Source organism: Halomonas salinarum (assembly GCF_012062845.1).
GTDB classification, from domain to species: domain Bacteria; phylum Pseudomonadota; class Gammaproteobacteria; order Pseudomonadales; family Halomonadaceae; genus Onishia; species Onishia salinarum.
Map to the genome: position 1 here is coordinate 286,969 of NZ_WWNB01000002.1, position 22,483 is coordinate 309,451.

General features: G+C 62.2%; 17 protein-coding genes and 3 tRNA genes. 8 read left to right on the forward strand and 12 right to left on the reverse strand.

Features of this window, described 5'->3' with window-relative positions; translation table 11 throughout:
• Nucleotides 1-97: 97 nt before the first annotated feature.
• Entirely contained in the window at nt 98-1,174 is a 1,077-nt protein-coding gene (locus HF027_RS02845) for a TRAP transporter substrate-binding protein (protein ID WP_168012663.1), read from the reverse strand.
• 135 nt (nt 1,175-1,309) lie between these two features.
• On the opposite strand from HF027_RS02845, the gene HF027_RS02850 reads away from it, so the two are divergent.
• The 3 genes from HF027_RS02850 to HF027_RS02860 all read left to right on the forward strand — a co-directional run bounded on the left by HF027_RS02850 (nt 1,310) and on the right by HF027_RS02860 (nt 5,748).
• Nucleotides 1,310-1,459 (forward strand): hypothetical protein, encoded by a 150-nt coding sequence (locus HF027_RS02850; protein ID WP_168012665.1) that lies wholly within the window; start codon nt 1,310-1,312, stop codon nt 1,457-1,459.
• 622 nt (nt 1,460-2,081) lie between these two features.
• The gene (dauA, locus tag HF027_RS02855; RefSeq protein ID WP_168012667.1) at nt 2,082-3,845 is read left to right on the forward strand and encodes a C4-dicarboxylic acid transporter DauA; all 1,764 of its coding nucleotides are present in this window, start codon (nt 2,082-2,084) and stop codon (nt 3,843-3,845) included.
• A gap of 244 nt (nt 3,846-4,089) precedes the next feature.
• Complete coding sequence (locus tag HF027_RS02860; RefSeq protein ID WP_425338659.1) at nt 4,090-5,748, forward strand: ABC transporter permease; 1,659 nt, start codon at nt 4,090-4,092, stop codon at nt 5,746-5,748.
• On the opposite strand, the gene HF027_RS02865 is transcribed toward HF027_RS02860, so the two are convergent.
• Complete coding sequence (locus HF027_RS02865) at nt 5,701-6,828, reverse strand: ABC transporter ATP-binding protein (RefSeq protein WP_168012672.1); 1,128 nt, start codon at nt 6,826-6,828, stop codon at nt 5,701-5,703. The two genes, HF027_RS02860 and HF027_RS02865, sit on opposite strands and share 48 nt — an antisense overlap.
• A gap of 274 nt (nt 6,829-7,102) precedes the next feature.
• Between HF027_RS02865 and HF027_RS02870 the strand changes: the two genes are divergently transcribed.
• Complete coding sequence (locus HF027_RS02870) at nt 7,103-8,131, forward strand: Fe(3+) ABC transporter substrate-binding protein (protein WP_168012674.1); 1,029 nt, start codon at nt 7,103-7,105, stop codon at nt 8,129-8,131.
• A 205-nt stretch (nt 8,132-8,336) separates the two neighbouring features.
• Here HF027_RS02870 and HF027_RS02875 read toward each other — a convergent pair whose 3' ends face one another.
• The gene (locus HF027_RS02875; protein WP_168012676.1) at nt 8,337-8,687 is read right to left on the reverse strand and encodes a hypothetical protein; all 351 of its coding nucleotides are present in this window, start codon (nt 8,685-8,687) and stop codon (nt 8,337-8,339) included.
• Nucleotides 8,688-9,307: 620 nt separating this feature from the next.
• Between HF027_RS02875 and HF027_RS02880 the strand changes: the two genes are divergently transcribed.
• On the forward strand, nt 9,308-9,601 hold the full coding sequence (locus HF027_RS02880; protein WP_168012678.1) for a YkgJ family cysteine cluster protein: 294 nt from the start codon (nt 9,308-9,310) through the stop codon (nt 9,599-9,601).
• 188 nt (nt 9,602-9,789) lie between these two features.
• Here the strand turns inward: HF027_RS02880 and polA are convergent, their stop codons facing one another.
• Nucleotides 9,790-12,621, reverse strand: a complete 2,832-nt coding sequence (gene polA / locus HF027_RS02885) for a DNA polymerase I (protein WP_168012680.1) — start codon at nt 12,619-12,621, stop codon at nt 9,790-9,792.
• Nucleotides 12,622-12,765: 144 nt separating this feature from the next.
• Here polA and HF027_RS02890 point away from each other — a divergent pair, with 144 nt between their 5' ends.
• From HF027_RS02890 to speA, 3 genes are all read left to right on the forward strand, one after another.
• Nucleotides 12,766-13,074 (forward strand): DUF2782 domain-containing protein, encoded by a 309-nt coding sequence (locus HF027_RS02890; RefSeq protein ID WP_168012682.1) that lies wholly within the window; start codon nt 12,766-12,768, stop codon nt 13,072-13,074.
• Between the two features lie 109 nt (nt 13,075-13,183).
• Complete coding sequence (locus HF027_RS02895) at nt 13,184-14,131, forward strand: homoserine kinase (protein ID WP_168012684.1); 948 nt, start codon at nt 13,184-13,186, stop codon at nt 14,129-14,131.
• A gap of 191 nt (nt 14,132-14,322) precedes the next feature.
• Entirely contained in the window at nt 14,323-16,224 is a 1,902-nt protein-coding gene (gene speA / locus HF027_RS02900; RefSeq protein WP_168012686.1) for a biosynthetic arginine decarboxylase, read from the forward strand.
• Nucleotides 16,225-16,353: 129 nt separating this feature from the next.
• On the opposite strand, the gene HF027_RS02905 is transcribed toward speA, so the two are convergent.
• The 8 genes from HF027_RS02905 to HF027_RS02940 all read right to left on the reverse strand — a co-directional run bounded on the left by HF027_RS02905 (nt 16,354) and on the right by HF027_RS02940 (nt 22,403).
• Nucleotides 16,354-17,019: a fumarylacetoacetate hydrolase family protein gene (locus tag HF027_RS02905; protein WP_168012688.1), complete on the reverse strand. Its 666-nt coding sequence runs from the start codon at nt 17,017-17,019 to the stop codon at nt 16,354-16,356.
• 450 nt (nt 17,020-17,469) lie between these two features.
• Nucleotides 17,470-17,545: transfer RNA gene (locus HF027_RS02910), tRNA-Thr, on the reverse strand.
• 52 nt (nt 17,546-17,597) lie between these two features.
• Nucleotides 17,598-17,672: transfer RNA gene (locus HF027_RS02915), tRNA-Gln, on the reverse strand.
• Nucleotides 17,673-17,677: 5 nt separating this feature from the next.
• Nucleotides 17,678-17,753, reverse strand: a tRNA-Phe gene (locus tag HF027_RS02920).
• Nucleotides 17,754-17,834: 81 nt separating this feature from the next.
• A complete protein-coding gene (locus tag HF027_RS02925) occupies nt 17,835-18,107 on the reverse strand; it encodes an oxidative damage protection protein (protein ID WP_168012690.1) in 273 nt (90 codons plus the stop codon).
• 4 nt (nt 18,108-18,111) lie between these two features.
• Nucleotides 18,112-19,221: an A/G-specific adenine glycosylase gene (gene mutY / locus HF027_RS02930; RefSeq protein ID WP_168012692.1), complete on the reverse strand. Its 1,110-nt coding sequence runs from the start codon at nt 19,219-19,221 to the stop codon at nt 18,112-18,114.
• 261 nt (nt 19,222-19,482) lie between these two features.
• The gene (locus HF027_RS02935; protein WP_168012694.1) at nt 19,483-21,951 is read right to left on the reverse strand and encodes an AsmA family protein; all 2,469 of its coding nucleotides are present in this window, start codon (nt 21,949-21,951) and stop codon (nt 19,483-19,485) included.
• Complete coding sequence (locus HF027_RS02940; RefSeq protein WP_168012696.1) at nt 21,948-22,403, reverse strand: acetyl-CoA sensor PanZ family protein; 456 nt, start codon at nt 22,401-22,403, stop codon at nt 21,948-21,950. Before HF027_RS02940 ends, HF027_RS02935 begins: the two co-directional genes overlap by 4 nt.
• Between the last annotated feature and the right edge of the window lie 80 nt (nt 22,404-22,483).

Consider the following 22,483-nt stretch of genomic DNA (forward strand, 5'->3'; position numbering starts at 1 on the left):
AGACCCGTCTCGACGGGCCTCGCTGCATGTTCCACGCGGGCGACCGAGAGGCCGCCCGCTTTGATGATGGCCGGGCCAGCGGCCCGGCGCAGCGAGATCACTCGTCGTCGGACTCGAGCTCACTCATGTCGGCCGGCAGATAGGCACGGCTGCCCCACACGGAATAGCTTTCCTGGAAGGCCTGCTGACTCTCGTAGACCCGTTTGAAGTCTGCGTCGTTGGCCGCTTCTTCGGCGAGCACCTCATCGGTCACGTCCTTCAGCTCAGCAAGGATCTCATCGGGGATCTGCTTGGCCTGAACACCTTTTTCCTGGAAGCCAGCCAGCACCGCACCGTTCTTGTACTCACCCTCGGCGAGGCCACGCGTCACGGCCGCGGTACAGGACGCTTCGATCAGCGCCTTCTGCGCCTCGGTGGTGCGTTCCCACTCGTCGTTGTTGATCAGCATGTACTGGGCGGTGAACTGCTGGTGCCAGCCGGGGAAGAGGTTGTACTTCACCACCTGATCGAAGCCGAGGATCTGGTCGATGGCCGGCATCGAGAATTCGGTGGCATCGATGGTGCCCTTCTCCAGCGCCTGGAACAGCTCGCCGCCCGGCATCATGGTCACCGAGGCGCCGAGCCGCTCGAGGACCTTGCCGCCGAGGCCGGCGAAACGAATCTTCATGCCCTGGTAGTCCTCGAGGCTCGTGATCTCGTCGGCGTACCAGCCGGCGGTCTCGGGCCCGATGATGCCGCAGAGCTGGGCATGCACGTCGAAGCCCTTGTTGGCATAGACCTCCTGCAGCATCTCGTGGCCGCCGCCATAGTAGTACCAGGCGGTATAGGACCAGGGCTTCAGCCCGAAGGGCACGGCCGCGAACAACGGCACGGCCGGGACCTTGCCCTGGTCATAGCCGATCCAGGTGTAGCCGACCGACACCTTGCCATCGGACACCGCCTGCAGGATGTCAAAGGCCGGCAGCAGCTTGCCCGGCTCATAGACGCGCACCTGCAGCGAGCCGCCGGAAGCAGTGGTCAAATTCTCGGCGACCCAGGCCGCCGGCGAGCCCAGACCCGGCAGATTGGTGGCGAAGGCAGTGGGCATCTTCCAGCGCAGGTCCTCGGCGGCCGCGGTACCCGTACACAGGGCCAGAGCGCCGGCAGTGCCGACCAGGGTCTTGATGATTTTCATGAGTGAATTCTCCGTCTGCAGTTGTTGTGATTGTTCATCTGTAAGCGTCTGGCACTGGGCAAGACGCAGCAAACGTCATCCAGTCGCCCAACCGAGAGTTCCTGATCGGTCGTTCCTGATCGGGACTGCCTGATCATGCCGCGTGACGTTATCGACAAGCGACACACTGACCGGGCCGATGACCTGGCGACGCGACAACTCAAGATCAGTTATGGCATGCGCTGCGCGAGTGGACCTAACGTAAGCGTCAACGCTCGACGCGATGCCCAGGTCGAGAGGCTATAGCGCCCCCATGACCGACTCAACATTGGATAATTGGTATTACCAATAAAGACCAATGCACCACTCCCGCGCAACATCCATAAAAAGCTGGAAAACCATCATTCCAGCCGGAATAAACAGGAAAAACGCGAGAAAAATACACTTTCATAAAAAACCAATCATCCATCAAGAACAGCTTGAGTGCGACGAATGGATCAGTCATCACACGGGTGAAATGGCAAGTTTCAGGGCAATCATGGCCCTTGAAGATGAACCGAACATGACAGCCAGATTGCAGTTCCAAAAATTGGACAGACCAATACCTCCCTGATAGGCCAACGGTGACACTTAGACCAACGGACCCCAGACACTACCCACCCCTTAGCCACTTCCTTCACATACTCACTGTCCAGACAGAGAGGCACAGGGACAGATATCAAGGCCTGACGGCATTCAACGGCTCCCTGCATCAGGCGGTGCGGCAAAAGAACGCTTTTGTCTCGCCCATCATTTCCGCGATGCTATGGAGGGCTGTCCTTCCCCGCGCCGGCCCCAAACGGCGCGGAAGCCTGGATGCCAATTAGCCCGGGCGGCTTTCTACATTACATGCTCGATGACTCTCACCCTTCTGCTTCAAGGACTCCTCATGGCACTTCCCCCTCCCTCTGCGAAACGCCCTCGCTTTGGCACCGGTATGCTCGCCGCCTGGCAAGCAGGCTATGGGCTTGGGGACCTACGCCATGACATTCTGGCCGGGCTGACCATCGGCATCGTCGCGGTACCGCTATCAATGGCCCTGGCCATCGCTACCGGAGTGGCGCCTCAGCACGGCCTCTATACCGCCATCATCGCCGGCATCGTGATCGCACTCACCGGCGGCTCGCGCTTCAGCGTGTCGGGGCCAACGGCGGCTTTCGTGGTCATCCTGCTGCCGATCGTGCAGCACTACGGGCTGGGTGGGTTGTTAATTGCCACGCTAATGGCGGGAATGATCCTGGTCGGCCTGGGGCTTGCCCGCCTGGGCGCGCTGATACAGTTCGTGCCCTATCCGGTGGTACTCGGCTTCACCGCCGGCATCGCAGTGGTTATCGCCACCCTCCAGGTACCGGACTTCCTCGGCCTGGAGATCGCTCAGGGCGAGCACTTCACCGACAGCCTGGCGAACATTCTGATCGCTCTGCCCGACACTCGCCCTGACGAACTTGCCATCGGCGTGACCACCCTGGCGGTGCTGCTGCTGTGGCCGCGGCTACGCATACCGGTGCCCGCGCCGCTGGCGGGGCTGGTAACAGGGGCACTGGCCGCCTACGCTGCCAATCACTGGCTGGGGGGCGATATCGCGACCATTGCCTCGCGGTTTGAATGGAGCGCCCAGGGCGAGAGCGGCGTCGGTATTCCGCCCATTGCCCCGAGCTTCGCGCTTCCCTGGCAGATGCCCAATGCAGAGGGCGAGCCACTAACGGTTAGCTTCGATCTGATCCGCTCATTGCTGGGACCCGCCTTCGCCATCGCCATGCTGGCCGCCATCGAGTCACTGTTATGTGCAGTGGTTGCCGACGGCATGACCCGCACCCGACATGATCCCAATGCCGAACTGATTGGCCTGGGACTTGGCAATATGGTCGTGCCCTTCTTTGGCGGCATCACTGCCACCGGCGCTCTGGCACGCACCGCCACCAATATCCGCAGTGGCGCGCGCTCCCCTATCGCCGTCGTGGTACATGCGCTGGTGGTACTGCTGGCGGTGGTCGCCCTGGCCGGGCTGCTGGGATTGGTGCCGATGACCTCACTGGCCGCGCTGCTGTTCATCATCGCCTGGAACATGAGCGAGGCTCGAATGTTCGTGCACACCCTGCGCTCCGCTCCCGCAGGCGATGTTGCCATCCTTACGATCTGCTTCTCGCTGACGGTACTGTTCGACATGGTGCTGGCAGTGTCCGTCGGCATCGGCCTGGCGGCGGCTCTGTTCATACGTCGCATGACCCAGGTGACCCAGACCACCGCCCGCGAACTCGACCAGCACCCCGAGGTTCAGGACCTGCCGCCTCAGGTAGCGCTCTACGACATCAACGGCCCCATGTTCTTCGGCGTCGCCGAGAAGGCCCTGTCATCGCTGCAGATGGTCGACCCCGAGATTCGCATCGTGATGGTGGACATGCACGGCGTGCCGAGCATCGACGGCACCGCACTCGTGGCGTTGCGCCGCATGGTCGAGGAGATGCGCCGCCAACAGGTCGCCCTGATCCTGATCGGCCTGTCGCCCCGCCAGATCATCAAGCTACGCCGCGCCGGCATCCACACCACCGCCGGCGAACTCACACACTGCAGGAGCCTGACCCGCGCAAGAACGGTCGCCCTGCGCTGGCTCGACCAAGGCCCTCAGCACAACACTAAGACGGTACAACACTAAGACGACCCGACTCTCGCTGAACGACCGCACCGAGGCCTCGTGATGGCCCCGGCAGGCTGCAGGGAGTGGCACCAACTGGTAACATCCTCGTCGGTTACCATTCTCACCTGTCATTTCGTCGCATTGATCCATTTTCTGGCCCGCAGGACCTGGACCTCTCACCGCAGGCCCTATTGACGCAAGGAGTCTCCGCTTGACCAGTCCCGCCAGTTCCCGACCGGCCAGTCTTGCTCGTCGCCTATCTCTGCACTTCAGTGCATGGAGCGTACTGACCATCGGCATCGCCCTGATCGTGGCCCTGCCGGTGATCGTGGTGCTTGCCCATATTGTGGTGCCCACCGACGGTATCTGGCAGCACCTGGCAAGCACCGTGCTGGGGCGCTATCTCAGCAACACTCTCTTCCTTGTAGTGACGGTGGGCATTGGCACCTTCGTGATCGGTACCGGCACGGCCTGGCTGGTGGTGATGTGCCGCTTTCCCGGACGACGCCTGTTCGAATGGGCGCTGCTGCTGCCGCTGGCGGTGCCGACCTATGTGATCGCCTATGCCTACACCGACTTCCTGCAGTACGCAGGGCCGGTGCAGACCTGGCTGCGCGAGGTCTTCGACTGGGGTCGCGGTGACTACTTCTTCCCCGATATCCGCTCATTGGGCGGCGCCGCGACGCTGATTACCCTGGTGCTCTATCCCTACGTCTACATGCTGACCCGGGCGGCCTTCCTCGAGCAGTCGGTGTGCGTGCTGGACGTGGGCCGCACCCTCGGGCGCGGCCCCTGGCGGCTGTTCACCAGCGTGGCGATTCCGCTGGCCAGACCGGCGATCGTCGGCGGTGTATCGCTTGCCCTGATGGAGACCCTCAACGAATTCGGCGCGGTGCAGTACTTCGGCGTCGATACCTTCACCACCGGCATTTACCGCACCTGGTTCGGCATGGGCGAGCAGGTCGCCGCTGCCCAGTTAGCGGCCTGCCTGCTCGCCTTCGTGATCATCTTCGTGCTGCTCGAGCGCTGGTCACGGGGCAAGCGGCAATACTTCCATACCTCCGGGCGCTATCAGCAGCTACCGGAGTTTCATCTTCGCGGCTGGCGGGGTGTGGCGGCCTGCGCGGCCTGCCTGGCGCCGATCATGGTGGGGTTCCTGATTCCCAGCGGCCTGCTGGGCTATCTCTCGGTGCGGGGTGGAGATGATCTGTTTGGCGCTCAGTTCCTTGAGTTCGCCGGTAACAGCCTGGTACTGGCGACCATCGCCGCCCTGGTGGCGGTGGGCCTGGCGCTGGTGCTCAGCTATGGGGCGCGCCTGAATCCGCAACCGGTTACACGACTGGCCACCCGCATCGGCGCCATCGGCTATGCAGTGCCCGGCTCGGTGGTGGCGGTCGGTATCCTGATCCCCTTCTCGTGGCTGGACCAGCGCATCAACGGCTTCATGGATGCGCAATTCAACATGATGGTCGGCCTCCTGTTCAGTGGCACCGCCTTCATCCTGATCTATGCCTATGTGGTGCGCTTCCTGGCCGTGTCCTTCAACGCCATCGAGGCGAGCCTTGGCAAGGTGACGCCAAGCATGGACGCCGCGGCCCGCACCCTGGGCCAGACCGCCGGCGGCACGCTGCGCAAGGTACACACGCCGATCATCCGCGGCAGCCTCTTGGCCGCCGCGATCCTGGTTTTCGTGGACGTGATGAAGGAACTGCCGGCGACCATCATCCTGCGGCCCTTCAACTTCGACACCCTGGCGGTGCGGGCACACAATCTGGCGGCGGACGAGCGCCTCGCCGAGGCTTCTACCGCCTCGCTTACCATCGTTGCCGTGGGGATCATCCCGGTGATTCTGTTAAGCCTGGCGATCCGGGGCTCACGCCCCGGCAGTGGCACCCTCAGCGGGAAAGACAAAGACCTGTGACGGGTCCAGCTGGATAAGTACCGGCTGGCCTTCTTCCGGCAGGAACACGCCCGGCACCCGGGCATGGAGATGGGACTCCCAGCCATCCGCGTCATGGGCGCAGATGTGCACGAGACTTGATCGCCCCAGCAGTTTGGCCATCACCACATGGCTGTGGTGCTCGGCCAGCGGTTCATCGAGGGTCACTACCTTGAGGGCCTCGGGGCGAATCAACACCCGCACCGGGCTGCCATCCGCTATATCGTTTACCGGTACATTACCGACCGGGGTCTTCACCTGCCCGCCCTGTACCTCACCGGCCATCTCGTTGACCTCACCGAAGAAGGTCACCACAAAGGGATCGCGCGGCGCGCAGTAGAGTTCCAGCGGCGTGCCCATCTGCACGATCTGGCCATCACGCATCAGCGCGATGCGATCGGCCATGAACATCGCCTCTTCCGGGTCATGAGTGACCAACAGGGCCCCCGCCCCGACGCGCTTCAGCACGTGCAGCGTATCGTCGCGAATGCGGTCACGCAGGCGTGCATCCAGGCTCGAGAAGGGCTCGTCGAGCAGCATCAGTGATGGCGCCGGTGCCAGCGCACGCGCCAGCGCCACACGCTGCTGCTGACCGCCGGACAGCGTATGCGGATAGCTCTTGGCATAGGCCTGCATGCCCAGCTGCTCGAGCAGCTCCATGGCACGCGCACGGCGCTGCTTGCCGGGCAGCGATTCCAGGCCGAAGGCGACGTTGTCGAGCACGGAGAGGTGCGGAAACAGCGCCGAATCCTGAAACGCCAGCCCCACATTGCGCTTCTCTGGCGGCACATGGGGTTTACCGGGGCGGCCGATCGGCCGGCCTCCCAGATCGACGCCCCCTTCCTGCACGGCTTCGAGGCCGGCGACGATGCGCAGCAGCGTGGTCTTGCCGCAGCCCGATGGCCCCAGCAGGCAGACGACCTCGCCCTGCTCAACGTATAGGCTGACATCCTCCACCGCCTGATGCTGGCCGTAGGTATGGCGTATGTGGTGCATGGCAAGGACAGGTGCCTCGTGGGAAACCTGGCAGTCGGCGTCGGTCGGGGTCGCTTGGGAGTTCATGGAAGCTCGTCGTCTCATTGCGTCCGTCTGCGGCAGGCGCCGCAGCGTGAAAGCGGGAATGCGTCCTAAGTGCATTCCAGTCTACTCGTTTTATGGCCCCTTTCGCACGCCACACCCACATGACATGGATCAGTGCTACCGCGCTTTCTCCTCAACTTCTCCGCAAGACGCCCGTAATGGCAGTTGACGCTGCACGCTAGAAGCGCTTCAATGAAAGCCGATTAATGCAACGCATTATCATTCCAATTCAGGTTCTATCTCCATGAGGTGTCCTATGCCCTTGCAGCGTCGTCACGTCATTCCCCTTGCCGCCCTGGTGGCAGGCTCTGCTGTTGCCAGCCAGGCCATGGCCGATTCCGTGAACGTCTATTCGGCACGTCACTACGACTCGGACCAGGCGCTTTATGATGCCTTCACCGAGAAGACCGGCATCGACGTCAACGTGCTCGAGGGCAACTCCGACCAGCTGATCCAGCGCATCCTGCTGGAAGGCGAGGCCAGCCCCGCCGACATCATGATGACCGTGGACGCCGGGCGCCTGTGGCGCGCCGAGGAAGAAGGCATCTTCGCCCCGGTCGATTCCGAGGTGCTCGACGAACGTTTGCCAGCTTCCATGCAGCATCCTGAGGGCGAGTGGTTCGGCTTCAGCCAGCGCGTACGGGCCATCTTCTACAACCCGGAAGCCATCGACGCGAGCGACGTTGCCACCTATGAGGACCTCGCCGACCCGAGCCTTGAAGGCCGGGTATGCATCCGCTCCTCGAACAACATCTACAACCAGTCGCTGCTGGCCTCGATGATCGCCCACCACGGCGAGGAAGGGGCTGAGGAATGGGCCCAGGGCGTGGTCGACAACATGGCACGCGACCCCGAGGGCGGCGACACCGATCAGCTACTCGGCGTAGCCAGCGGCGAGTGTGACGTGGCAGTCGCCAACCACTACTACTACGTGCGCCTGCTCAAGTCCGACAACGAGGCAGACCGCGAGGCCGCCGAGTCGATCAATATCCTCTTCCCCAATCAGGAAGACCGCGGTGCCCACGTAAACGTCGGTGGCGCCGGCATGGTCAAGGGCGCGCCGCACCCGGAAAACGCCCAGCGCTTACTGGAATTCCTGGCCTCCGATCAGGCTCAGGAACTGTTCGCCAAGGGTAACCATGAGTTCCCGGTGGTCGATGGCGTCGAGATCGACGAGGTACTGGCGTCCTGGGGTGACTTCAAGCGCGATGACCTGAACATCAGCCTGCTCGGTGAAAACAACCCCCAGGCAGTGCGTATCTTCGACCGCGTCGGCTGGCGTTAAGTCTAGGCCGGTAGGCCTGACACCATAGCGGTGATACACCATCACACTGCCAGACCGCCGAACGTGGCAGGTCATTGATGCAAGAAGGCCCGCGGCGATGCCGCGGGCCTTCTCGTATCTGACCGGGTGTCATGGGGTCTCGTCGCTTTCACTCACTTAACGCGACACACCACTGGCATTGGCGAGGAGCCACCTCCCGTCGCCGTCAAGTTAGGCTGGAATCATTGTCCCCGGGATCAGACATGGTGTCATTATCGGGGTCGGACTTGGTGCCATTATCGGGGTCGGACTTGGCGTCATTGTCGGGATCAGCCATGGCGTCTAACAGCGCCTTGCGGTCGATTCCGTAAAAGTCGGCTTCGTGAATCTTCATGGGGAATGTCGAACCACATTCGTTGCAGTGGCAGCGCCGCTTTGTATAGCAGGGGTTGAAACGTCGCCATTCCTTGGGCTGCCGCGTGACCTCTACCGCACCGCAAGAGCACAAGATGATATAGCCACCGTGAGGCCCAGCCCCCAGCAACACATACTTGTCCTGCTCCTCGTCTTTTTCCATATCCCACATGCCTCTGGTGACAAATCCGGTAAATCGCAGCAGACATGAACGGCCAGCAGGCCCCTGATCACACCAAGGTTGCCAGTCTTCTGTATAGCAAATACCTGACGTCCGTTATTTGAACACTCAGCCAATAAAGCTAAGAATTCGATACAAAAAACCGATATTACAATATCTCCATTCGCGGCGTTAGATACGCCACGATAATTTTGTGCACGCTTAATTATCCTGCGGGGCCTGCCAACAAATCACCAGCACACACCCGCAGGCTCAGCAGCCAAGTTGGGGCGGCAAGCTCAAGCAGTGTCGACGCGTGCCAGTCATTGGCAGGCGAACCCGACACGTCCTTGAGATGGGTGGCGCCAAACTCATCTGGGCGCTTGATGTAGGCGGTAGCAAGCCCAAGGTTTCGCGCCAAGTCGAGGTCATACTGATGGACTGTCTCAATCCCTCTATCGGCAGGTTGGAAAAATAATGTAAAACGGAAAGAGGTATTCTCAAGGGCTCGGTCAATCGGTACCTTCCAGGTATTGCATTAGGATTTAAGCACATGACTAAGAAGGTCTTTCGACGCAAAGCTGGCGTATGATGAGGGCAACCTTAGCCAACCGCGGATTTCCATGACGCCCATCGAAGCCAAGAACCTGCCGGTCTCCGAAGTCGCCTGCTCGAACTGTCAGGCCTGCTGCTGTCGTCTGGAGGTCGTCATCTTGACCGACACGGGAGTGCCGGAACGCCATCTCTCAGTGGATGAGTGGGGCAGGGAAACGATGCGACGCCTGGACGATGGCTGGTGCTCTGCACTCGATCGCGACACGCTTATGTGCAGCATCTACGAAAATAGGCCGCTGATTTGCCGGGAATTCGAAGTGGCCTCGGATGAATGCCTCGCCGAACGCGCCGCCAGCATGTAGTAGCTAAATAGATAGTAGCTAAATAGAAGCTGATTGAGCTTTTCTCTATTTCGCGGTAGCGCTTTGCTTGGTTGCCACCGCCCTGCCCTTTTCCTCTTCCAATACGCATCGGCCCGGCTTGGGCCGGGCCGATGCGTTACTGCGCTCGAGGCGCTCAAGCCTCGATCACCCTTGCTGGGCGCCTGTGCTCAGTGCGCTTCGTCCCAGTTGATGCCGCTCTCGGCCTCGACGATCAGTGGCACCTTCAGATCAGCGGCGTCACGCATGCGGGCCTTCACGGCGTCGATGAAGTCGTCGAGCTGTTCTTCCTTCACCTCGAAGACCAGTTCGTCGTGCACCTGCATGACCATCCAGGCATCCATCTCGCCTTCCATTAGCCAGTTGTGCACGTCGATCATGGCGCGCTTGATGATGTCGGCGGCAGTGCCCTGCATGGGGGCGTTGATGGCGGTACGCTCGGCGGCCTGGCGACGGCCCTGGTTCTGCGCCTTGATCTCGGGCAGATAGAGGCGGCGGCCGGCGACGGTCTCGACGAAGCCGTCTTCGGCGGCCTGGGCGCGGATGCCCTCCATGTAGCGGGCCACACCGGGGTAGCGGTCGAAGTAGCGATCGATATAGGTCTGGGCCTGATTGCGCTCGATGTTGAGCTGCTTGCCGAGCCCCCAGGCGCTCATCCCATAGATCAGCCCGAAGTTGATGGCCTTGGCGCTACGGCGCTGCTCACTGGAGACCTTATCGAGTTCGACACCGAAGACCTCGGCGGCGGTGGCGGCGTGGATGTCGCGGTTCTCGGCGAAGGCTTCCAGCAGGCCGGCATCCTCGGAGAGATGCGCCATGATGCGCAGCTCGATCTGGGAATAGTCGGCGGCGACGATCTTGTAGCCGGGCCGGGCAATGAAGGCCTGGCGAATCTTGCGGCCTTCCTCGGTGCGAATCGGGATGTTCTGCAGGTTGGGATCAGATGATGACAGCCGCCCGGTGGCGGTAACCGCCTGGTGATAGCTGGTGTGCACCCGGCCGGTGGCCTTGTTGACCAGCAGCGGCAGCTTGTCGGTGTAGGTCGACTTGAGCTTGGACAGACCACGGTGCTCGATGATCACCTTGGGCAGCGGGAAGTCCAGCGCCAGCTCCTCGAGGACTGCCTCGGCGGTGGAAGGCGCGCCCTTGGGCGTCTTCTTCTTGACCGGCAGCTTCTGCTCCTCGAAGAGGATCTCGGCAAGCTGCTTGGGCGAGCCCAGGTTGAACTCGCGACCCGCGAGCTCGTGGGCACGGGCTTCTAGCTCACGGATGCGCGTCTCGAGTTCCTTGCTCTGAGTGTGCAGGCGCTCGGCATCCAGCGCCACGCCGGTACGTTCGATGTGCGAGAGCACCGGTATCAGCGGGCGCTCGAGAGCGTCCAGCACCTCGCTGACGCGGCCTTCCTGCTCGAGCTGCGGACGCAGCTTATGGTGCAGGCGCAGGGTGATGTCGACGTCCTCACAGGCGTAGGGCGCGGCCTGCTCGAGGGCGATCTGGTTGAAGGTCAGCTGCTTGGCGCCCTTGCCGGCGATCTCCTCGAAGCCCACCGTCTTCTCGCCCAGGTACTTGAGCGCCAGCGAATCCATGTCGTGACGGGTGGCGGTGGAGTTGAGCACGTAGGACTCGAGCATGGTGTCGTGAAGCGGCCCGGCCACCTTGATGTGGTAGTTGGCGAGCACCGAGATGTCGTACTTGAGATTCTGGCCGATCTTTGTCTTGCCGGCATCTTCAAGAAGCGGTGTCAGCGCCTCGAGTACCGCCTGGCGATCGAGCTGGGCGGGGGCGTCGAGATAGTCGTGTGCCAGCGGAATATAGGCGGCTTCGCCGACTTCCAGCGCCAGCCCGACGCCAACGATTTCGGCCTCCATGTAGTTGAGGCTCGTCGTCTCGAGATCGAAGCAGAAGGCGTCACAGCCCTGAAGACGCTCGAGCCAGGCATCGAAATCGGCCTGTTCGAGAATCACCTGGTCGACGCGCTCGACCGAAGGGGTGTCCGTGGGAGAGTTGGAAGAAGAATCGCCGCCAGCGTCGGCGTCTTCTTGGCCTTCTGCCTGCTTGGCGCCAGATTTTGCTGATTCAGCCGACCCGCCATCGCTCGCTGGCTTGCCGTCGACCGCCTCATCCTTGCCTTCGAGCAGGTCGGATAGCCAGGCCTTGAATTCAAGCTCGCGATACAGCTCGGCCAGCGCCTCGCGATCCGGGTGGGCGATATCGAGATCATCCAGTCCCGCCGGCAGCTCGCAGTCGGTCTTGATGGTGGCGAGCCTGTAGGAGAGGAAGGCCTCGTCGCGGTGGGCCTCGAGTTTCTTGTGAAGCGTCTTGGCACCGCGAAAGCTCAGCGTCTTGATACGATCCAGATCGTCGTAGATGGTATCGAGTCCGCCCTGCATGCCCTGCAAGAGACCCAGCGCGGTCTTCTCGCCAACACCCGGCACACCGGGGATGTTATCGACCTTGTCGCCCATCAGCGCCAGGAAGTCGATGATCAACTCCGGCGGCAGGCCGAACTTCTCGTTGACCCCGTCCACGTCGAGAGTCTCGCCCTTCATGGTGTTGACCAGGGTGATGTGATTATTCACCAGCTGGGCCATGTCCTTGTCGCCGGTCGAGATCACCGCATCGCGCCCGGCCTCGGTGGCATGGCGTGCCAGAGTGCCGATGACGTCATCGGCCTCGACGCCTTCGATGCACAAGAGCGGCAGGCCAAGCGCCTTGACGCAGTCGTGCAGTGGCTGCACCTGACTGCGCAGGTCGTCCGGCATGGGTGGCCGCTGCGCCTTGTACTGCTCGAACATCTCATCGCGAAAGGTCTTGCCCTTGGCATCGAAGACCACCGCCATCGGACTGTCCGGGTATTGCTTGATCAGGCTCTTGAGCATGTTGAGTACGCCCTTTACGGCGCCGGTCGGCTGGCCCTTGGAGGTGGTCAGCGGCGGCAGGGCATGAAAGGCGCGGTACAGGTACGAGGAGCCGTCGACGAGGACGATGGGCGGGGTGGCCATAAAAACCGATTCCTTGAGCAAGATCACTATCACCCATGATACGCAGCTACCCGCATCACGTCAGGCTCGCTTGGCACGGGCGAGCTGACCTACACTGGCCACATCAAGCATGAACACCATGTTGCTGATATTCAGGAGCCCACCATGTTCGCCATTCCGCGTCGCCTTTCGTTCAAGACAGGCCTTGGCCTTTTCGTCATCGTGAGCCTTTGCCTGAGCGCCGCCGCCCCTTCCTGGGCGCAATCCACCGATGTCGAGCCCGATGTCACCATCCGCCAACAGGAAGAACGCACCATCGAGGAGTATCGCGTCAACGGCCAGCTCTATGCCATCAAGATCAATCCTGATGCGGGGCCGTCCTACTACCTGGTCGACGAAGATGGTGATGGCAACTTCGCCCGCCAGTCAGGTGATGAGATCGCGATTCCCAGTTGGGTGCTGGTCGAATGGTAATCCTTGTATTGCAAAGAACATGACACAGCTTAAGGACTGATGACATCGGCCGTGCATCGTGCTGGCAAGCCGGTACAATATGCAGCTTGGCATTCCGGGCGAGAGAGACATGGCCGTATTCACCCCGCTTGACGACGCGCAGGTCGCGGACTTCCTGACACGCTTCGAAGCAGGCTCCCTGACGGGACTCAAAGGCGTGGCCAGCGGTACAGAGAACACCACCTATTTCGTGTCCACCGACTCCCGCGAGCTGGTGCTGACGCTATTCGAGCAGGGCGAGCACGATGAACTGCCGTTCTTCGTCGACCTGCTCGATTACCTGGATGAGCACCGCTTGCCCGTGCCGGGTCCGTTGCACGACCGCGATGGTGTCGCCCTGCAGAGCCTGGCCGACAAGCCCGCGCTGCTGTTCCCGCGCCTGCCCGGCAAACACCCCAGCGACCCCAGCATCGAGCAGTGCCGCGTTCTCGGCGACACACTGGGCCGCATGCATGGCGTATCGAGCCACTTCGAGGGCCAGCGACCCAACCCCCGCGACCTCCACTGGCTAGCGCCCATGCACCACCGGGTGCTTGCGTATATTTCGCCCGAAGATCAAGCGCTGATGAGCGACGAAATCGACGCCTATCAGGCCTTCTTCGGTGACGCGCCCGACCTGCCCCAGGGGGCCCTTCACGGCGATCTGTTCCGCGACAACACCCTGTTCGACGGCGAACGACTGGGCGGCATCATCGACTTCTACAACGGCTGCACCGGCGACCTGCTCTTTGACCTGGCGATCGTCATCAACGACTGGGCCTCCGAAGACGATGGCCACCTGAACCAGGAGCGCCACGACGCCATCCTGTCGGCCTATCAGACTCGCCGCCCCCTGACCAGCAACGAGCGCGACGCCTGGCCGATGATGCTGCGCATGACGGCACTGCGCTACTGGCTCTCGCGGCTGCTGGTGGTCTATGTGGACCCGCCGGCTCACGACCTCACGCCCCACGACCCGGAGCGCTTCCGCACCATCCTCGGCCAGCGCCTCAAGGGTGTGCTGCCCCTGCCGGCCTGATCGTTCCACGAGAGCACGATCGGCGTTCGGTCCATGCGCCCGCCACCACGGCGGGCGTTATTATGTGTGCTTACCTCGTGCCGGCCCGTTGCTCGCAGATGCCGCAGGCCACTGACAGTCGCACTGCCCCGCGGCATAATGCGGCTCCGTTTCCGTCATCGCGCCGGCTCAGGCCAGCTCAGGAGAGCGACATGACCTCACCCGCCGCCAAGGCACGCCGCACCTACAACATCGATCAGTGGGGCAGCGGCTACTTCGACGTCGATGATCAGGGCCACGCCCTGGTGCGCCCGCTGGGAAGCGAAGTGGATGGCCCCAGCCTGCCGCTGGACGGCCTGACCGACCAACTGCGCAAGGCGGGCCTACGCCTGCCGGTGCTGGTCCGCTTCACCGACATCCTCCATGACCGGGTCGAGCAGCTGTGCGCGGCCTTCGATCACGTGATGCAGGATGAGGATTTCAGCGGCGGCTACACCGCGGTCTATCCGATCAAGGTCAACCAGCAGCGCCGCGTGGTCGAGGAGATCCTCGCCACCCAGGAGCGCGGTCGCGGCCGGGTCGGGCTTGAGGCCGGCAGCAAGCCGGAACTGCTTGCAGTGCTCGCCCTTTCCGGCGACGGCCCCTCGCTGATCGTCTGCAACGGCTACAAGGACCGCGAGTACGTGCGCCTGGCACTGATGGGTGAAAAGCTTGGCCACAAGGTCTATCTGGTGGTCGAGAAGTTCTCCGAGCTGGAGATGATCCTCGAGGAGGCCAAGCGACTCGAGGTGACGCCGCGCATCGGCCTGCGCGCCCGTCTAGCCTCGGTGGGCAAGGGCAAGTGGCAGAACACCGGCGGTGAGAAATCCAAGTTCGGCCTCACCGCCAGCCAGATCCTCGGCGTGGTCGAGCGGCTGCGCGAGGCCGATTTCCTGGAAAGCCTACAACTGGTGCACTTCCATCTGGGCTCGCAGATCGCCAACATTCGTGACATCCAACGCGGCCTGCGCGAATGCGCCCGCTTCTACCAGAGCCTGCGCGAACTCGGCGCGCCGGTCGATACCGTCGATGTCGGCGGCGGTCTCGGCATCGACTACGAAGGTACCCGTTCCAGAAGCGAGTGCTCGATCAACTATTCAATGCGCGAGTACGCCGGCAACGTGGTGGCCGCCTTTCGCCAGGCCTGCGACGCCGAGGGCCTGCCCCACCCGCATCTGATCTCCGAGTCCGGCCGCGCCCTGACCGCCCATCACGCGGTACTGATCACCAACGTGATCGGCGAAGAGCGCATCGGTGACGCGCCGCCTTCGGCGCGCGCCTCGCAGGACGGTGAAGTCAAGGAACTGTGGCGAGTGCATGACCAGCTCTCAGCGAGCCAGGAGCCCCGCGGGCTGGTCGAGGCCTACCATGACCTGGCCCAGGCGATGGCCGAGCTGCATGACCGCTTCGTGCTGGGCCTTGCCGACATCTCCGCTCGTGCCGAAGGCGAAGCCGTCTACTTCGCCGCCTGTGGCCGGCTGCGCGGCCAGCTCGATGCCCGCAACCGCGCCCACCGAGAGATCCTCGATGAGCTGGCCGAGAAGCTCGCCGACAAGCTGTTCGTCAACTTCTCACTGTTCCAATCGGTGCCCGATGTGTGGGGCATTCAGCAGATATTCCCGGTGCTGCCACTTTCGGGGCTCGACCGGCAGCCGACCCGCCGCGCCGTGGTGCAGGACATCACCTGCGACAGCGACGGCCGCATCGACAGCTACGTCGACGGCCAGGGCGTCGAGGCCACCCTGCCACTACCGGACTGGCAGCACGACGAAGAAAAGCTCTTGGGCTTCTTCCTGGTCGGCGCCTATCAGGAGATCCTCGGCGACCTGCACAACCTGTTTGGCGATACCGACTCGGTGGACGCCGCACTGGATGAAAACGGCAACTGGATACTCTCCGAACCGATCCTTGGTGATGACGTGGCCAAGGTACTCGGCTACGTCAACTTCGATGCTGAGGTGCTGCGCCGCAAGCTAAGCCGCCAGCTCGAGGCCAGTGGCCTGCCAGAGGCTCAGCGTCGGGCCTTCCTCGATGACCTGCATGCAGGACTCGAGAGCTATACCTACCTGGGGTGATCACGTCGGCGCGCCTTGGCATCACACCGACACACAGGGCTACAAACCACACCGCCCCACCAGCTACCTGGCGGGGCGGTGTCGTATCTCTTACAGGCTTGCCTTCAGCGCAAAGGCAGCGCCATCGATTCAGGGCGCGACGCGGGTATCGAGTTCGAGCCAGTCGTTGAGCTCGAAGTGCAGGCTGGCATCTCGTGGCAGTGGCCCTACCCCGGCCGGCGTGCCGGTGATCACCACATCGCCAGGCGCGAGCGTGAAGTGACGGCTCATCTCGGCCAGCAGTTCAGGAATCGGGAACAACATATCCTTGGCGTGGCCAGTCTGGCGGCGCTCCTCGTCGATATCCAGCGAGAAGGTCAGGTTCGACCAATCCAGCGGGCCGCTCAGGCGAAGAAACTGCGACAGCGGGCAGGCGCCATCGAAGGCCTTGGCGACTTCCCAGGGATGGCCCTTTTCCTTGAGTTCGGTCTGCACCTGGCGCAGCGTCAGATCAAGCGCCAGCCCTATGCCGGCAACTGCCTGCTCGGCCTCCTCCGGGCTCGCATCGGTCAGTGTCTGGCTGATCAACAATGCCAGTTCGGTCTCGAAGTGGACCTCGCCGCGAGAGGGCTCGATTGAAATCGGGTTCTTCAGCGGCACTGCTGCGGTAGCCGGCTTGATGAAAAATAGCGGCGAATCGGGCACCGGGCTGTCCATCTCCTTGGCATGCTCGGCATAGTTGCGGCCCACGCACACGATCTTTCCGAGTGCATAGGGAAAATCCTGACCGTCGGTGAAACGAGGCACAAAATGCATAGAGCGATTCTCCTTAACAATGACAGTGAGCGGTGCCGCGGGCGCGCATCTCACGGTGAAGGGCCTGATGCCAGTTTACTGCACACTTTCCTCATTGAGACGCCCCACCACCAAAGAACTATGCACAATAGAGCCATGAGATACGCCCTATGCTCAAGAGCGGGCGCTCAACGCTCAAGCCTCCCGGAGCGATACGCTAGGCTTACAGCGGTGCTGATAGAAAGAACGGGCTGTGTTCGTTTTGAGGGCAGGCAGGACACACGCTAGGCCATTCATCGCACCAGATAGGGGGACAATATGGAGGAAACGTCCTCCACAAGGGGAATTGAGACAAGGCAGGTGTGGATAGTGGGCGCTTGTGGAGGGATGGTTTTATTGCGCGCACACAAAAAAGCCGCCTCGATGGGCGACCTCTTCATATCTAACGTCTTGAGCTTGCTGCAACTTTAATGGTGCCGGCACCAGGAGTCGAACCCGGGACCTACTGATTACAAGTCAGTTGCTCTACCAACTGAGCTATGCCGGCAGGTGCAACTCGCCACAAGTGCCAGATGATGCTACTGAATCTGGGTTGGCAATGGCTGGGGTAGCAGGACTCGAACCTGCGAATGCCGCTACCAAAAAGCGGTGCCTTACCACTTGGCTATACCCCAGCAGATGGTGGCCAGAGAGGGAATCGAACCCCCGACACGGGGATTTTCAATCCCCTGCTCTACCGACTGAGCTATCTGGCCCGTGCCAACGAGGACGTATTTAACTAGAAAGCTTTCCGCCCGTCAACCCTTTTTCTTTCAAAGAGATGGAATCCCCAAAATTCACTGGCTGGGCGGCACGTAGCCTTCGGCCTGATCGGTATCGCGGTTGTCCAGGAAAAGCTCCATCTGCTCCATCAGGTACTCGCGGGTCTTGGGATCAAGCATGCTCAGATGCTTCTCGTTGATCAGGCGAGTCTGCAACGCCTGCCACTCTTCCCAGGCCTGCTTGGACACGTTGGCCTGGATCTCCTGACCCTTCTGGCCGGGTAGCGGCGGAAACGGCAGGGCTTCGAGCTCCTGCTGATACTTGCGGCAGAACACGGTCTGGCTCATGGGATCACTCCGGGTCTTGCTGTATGGATGAGGTGGCGAGTCGTGCCAGCGACTCTAGCAGCGCCTTGACCGGCGCGGCCAGGCCAATACTGGCGGGCTCGCTGGGGTTATACCAGAGGCCCCCGCCTTCGGTCACGGCAGCCTGTCGGCTACGGGCAGGCTGCGGGGTGATGGACAGGCGAAAGTGGCTGAAGGTGTGGTTAAAGGCGTCCCAGGCCGTCGCCAGTTCGGCATCCGGCGCATGAGCGTCCAGCCAGGCCGTGAGAGCCTCAGCGTCATCGAACTGGGGGAAACACCACAGACCGCCCCACAGGCCCACTGCAGGACGCTGTTGAAGCAATACGCGACCGGTTTCGTCGTGCAGCAGCAACATGATGGTCGAGCGTTCGGGCAGCGCCTTCTTGGGTTTGGATTCGGGGAAGCGTTTCTCCTGGTTGCGGGCATGGGCCAGGCAGACGTCCTCAAAGGGGCACAGCAGGCAGCTGGGGCTGCCGCGCCGGCATAGGGTGGCCCCCAGGTCCATCATCGCCTGTGTGTGATCAGAAAGGCGCTCATGGGGCGTGTAACGCTCGGCGAGCGCCCACAACGGGCGCTCGACCCTGGGACGCCCTGGCCAGCCCTCAACGGCGTGCAGGCGTGTCAGCACGCGCTTGACGTTGCCATCGAGGATGACCGCGCGCTCGCCGGTGCTGATGCTGATGATGGCACCCGCGGTGGAGCGGCCGATACCGGGCAGCGCGGCCATGGCCTCGACGCTATGCACAGGAAACTCGCCGCCATGCGCGTCCACGACCATCTGGGCGGCCTTGTGCAGATTGCGGCCGCGGGCGTAGTAGCCGAGCCCAGTCCACAGATGCAGCACCTCGTCCTGAGAGGCACTGGCCAGGGCGTTCACGTCGGGAAAGCGCTCCATGAAGCGTTCGTAGTAGGGAATCACCGTGGCCACCTGCGTCTGCTGCAGCATGATCTCGGAGACCCAGACCCGATAGGGCGTGGTGTTGTGCTGCCAGGGCAGCGTCTTGCGGCCATACTCATCGAACCAGGCCATCAGGCGGCGCTGGAACTCGTCGGGTGAGAGGTCGATCGGCTCTATGGCCTCGGGGATATCGGTCATGGTCGGCACTGCTTGCAGGAGTGGACGAGGTGGCCAGTTGGCACGCATGTTAAAACGTCAACGGTAATGGACGAACCCGGCAGGAGCGACATGGTAGCGAGTGGCCGGGGCCACGCACAAAAAACCGCCCGGATGGCCATCAAACAGGCGGCCATAAAAAAGCGCCGACGGTCAGGTCGGCGCAATAAAGGCTTGCATGAAACGACTGGTCATGGACCTCGGCTTACTCACCGAGCTCACCGAGCTCACCGAGGCTCACGACTAGTTGAATAGACCCTTGAGAGCGTTACGAAGTTCCCCGGAGGCATCTTCGCCGATGCGTTCATCGACCCCTTCCAGCGCCTCGTCGAGACGTTTCTGGACCTCTTCGCTGGCCTTTTCTTCGATCTCCTGGCGAGCGAGGTTGGTCACTGCGTCGCGGAAGGCGCCGCGATCGAAGCGGCACCAGTCGGCAGGCGCGCCGGACAGGCTGCCTTCGCAGCGCACCGGTAGCGGCACCTTGGTCAAGCGCGGGTTGACCTCACAGGCGGCGTCGGCGGTATCCACGAAGCGGGCCGCGGCGCGATAATCAAAGCGCTTATCGACCAGGCCCACCTTGCCTTCGCCGGTCACCTGAATGCCGGGAATGCTGATATCCAGATCATCGTTGCGCACTTCGCCATTACGGATATTGAGGGTGGCGCTTGCGCTGTCGAAGCGCGTGTCGGGACGCCAATCGCGACTGGTCTGCTTGCCTTCGAGCAGCGCCACGGCGGTGCACAACTCCTCCGAGACGTTGACGTCCAGCACCGCACCATCGTTGATGCGGGTACTCAGCTGCCCGTTGAGCCGCGCAGGCAGCTCGGCGGCGCTATTGCCACGGGTCGTCAGCTCGCCGTTGAGGTTGAGCTTGCCGCGCAGCGGAGACGCTTCCCCGGTCAGTGCGGCGAGGAAGGGCTCGGCGGACACGTCCTTGACCGTCGGGGTAAAGCGCCAGCGCAGCGGCGTTTCGCGCAGGTCGAGCCCGGCGCTCGCGGCAAGCGTCCCGTCAAAGAAGCGCGCATCGAACTGCTCCAGACGCAGCTGGCCATTGCTGCCACGCGCCTTGAGTACGACCTGCTCAAGGTCCATGTTCTTGACAGTGAGCCGCTCGAGGGCGATATCCGCGTCGAGGCTCAGGGACTTGAGCGTCGCCGCCGGCACCAGTTCGCCGCCGGCTTCGCTGACCGCAGCGACCCCCGCCTGGCTCGCCGCACCAACGGCGTCCCCACCCTCGGCACTTGCCTGTGCATTGTCGTTGCCCTCTTCGACCGGCGGCAGATAGCGATCAAGGTTCAGCACGTCGCCCTGCAGGTCGAGTGCCAGCGAGCGGCCATCGAGGCCGGCGGAGAGCGAACCACTCAGAGTGGTGTCATCCAGCGTCAGGTTAAGGCTTGGCAGGCTGACACGTTCGAGATCACCTTCCAGCGGGCTGGTCAGAGCAAGGCTACCGAGCGCAGCGTCATCGGCCGTTTCAGGCAGGCTGTCCAGACGCTCGAGCCAGGTGCGCAGCGACAGCGGCTCAAGCGCCAACTGACCACGATACTGCGGCGCCTCAAGCAGCTGTTCGACATACAGATTGCCACCAAGCTTCAGGCTGTCTTCTCCACTGAGTTGCCATTCGCTGATGCGCAGGGTCTGCGCCTCGAGGTCAGCATCGGCAGCAAACGTCAGTGTCAGCGGCAGCGACTTCTCGCCAAGCGACGGGTGAGACAGGCTGGCCTCCAGTTGGCCGTCCTCTAGCACATAGCGGCCGGTTCCTATATTGGCCTCAAGGCTCGGGAAGCGCAGGTTGGCCTTCTGCTGCTTACCGTCGGCACCGGCCAGCTGAGTGGTGGTATCAAGCTTGAGATTGCTCAGCACGTAGCGGCCATCGTCGAGACCGAGCTCTACCTGGCTGTCGAGTTTCACCTGGCTTACCCACTGAGCGTCGGCTTCACGCGACTGCCCCTCGGGAATCAGGAACGAGGACAGGGCGAAGTCAGCCTTGAGCGGAAAGGGCTTGGCAGGATTGACGTTACTGCCACTGATATTGAGCGAATCGATGTGCCAGGTCTGACCGCTCTGGCGATCAGAATAGCGAATGCTGCCGTCGGTAATGTCGACACGCGCGATATCGAGCGCCACGGCCACGCCGTTCTTGCCACCCAGGTCGCCTGGCAGTTGCGAGGTAGATGATTCACTGCCGCTCTCGTTGGAGGCTGTGTTGGCAGCATTGTCAGTTGTCTCGCCGCCTGCTTCTGCCTCGGCGGCAGCCGGTTTGGCTTCGGCCTCAATGGCGGCCAGTTCCTGCTGACGCTCAAGCCGATCAAGCAGTGTCTGCCAGTTGCCGAGTCCCTCATCGTCTCGCTTGAGGTTCAGGCGCATGCCATCGAGACTCAGGCCATCGATGGCCACCTGACCGGAGAGCAGCGTCGAGAAGGCCAAGCTGACCTCGGCCTGATCAAAGGCCAAGAAGGCCTGCTCATTGGCGGGCTGATCAGGCAAGCGCGCTTGTGCATCGGCAACGCTTAGCCCCAGTCGCGGGTAGAAGGACCAGGTCAGCGGCCCATCCAGCGTCAGCTCAAGGCCACTCTGATCGCGCACTACCTCTACCAGGTGTGGCTTCAAATCTTCAGGGTCGAAGAAGGTCGTGATGTAGACCACTGCACCCACCACTACCAAGCCAAGTATCCCTACCACTGCTAGCAGTGTTCGTAACAGTGCTCTCATCCTTTACCTCCTAGTGAAGCCTTGGGGTCCAATTCGTAGTGTTCTCCACCAGCAACCAGCTTGAAGCCCATCCTCTTGAGCAGCAACTCGTCGCCAAGCAGCAACGTGGAGGCCGCGACGCGCAGCAGGTAGCCATCTCGATAGGCGTCCTGGCAGATCAGCGTTACCAGCCGGGACGCCACCCCACGGCGCCGGGTGGTCTTGCGAACGCAGAGGTTCGATAGCCACCAGGCCTCATCGACGACGTTCATCGCCACGGCCCCCAGCAAGCGATCATTGAAGCGGGCACAGCAGAAGGTACCCTGTCGTTCGAGCTGATCGCGAATATAGTCATCCGCCGGGAACGGCAGTCGCTCCGCCGAAACATCGGCATAGATGCGGGAAAGATCCAGAGCAAGCTGCGTATCCCGTTCCCACTCGGCCTTGCCAACCTTGTGCAGGGTAACCGGCATCGACGTTTCTCCTTGGTTAACGGGACAACCTGACAATACCCGCATTGTAGCGGATGGGGGGCGCGATTCACTATAATGGC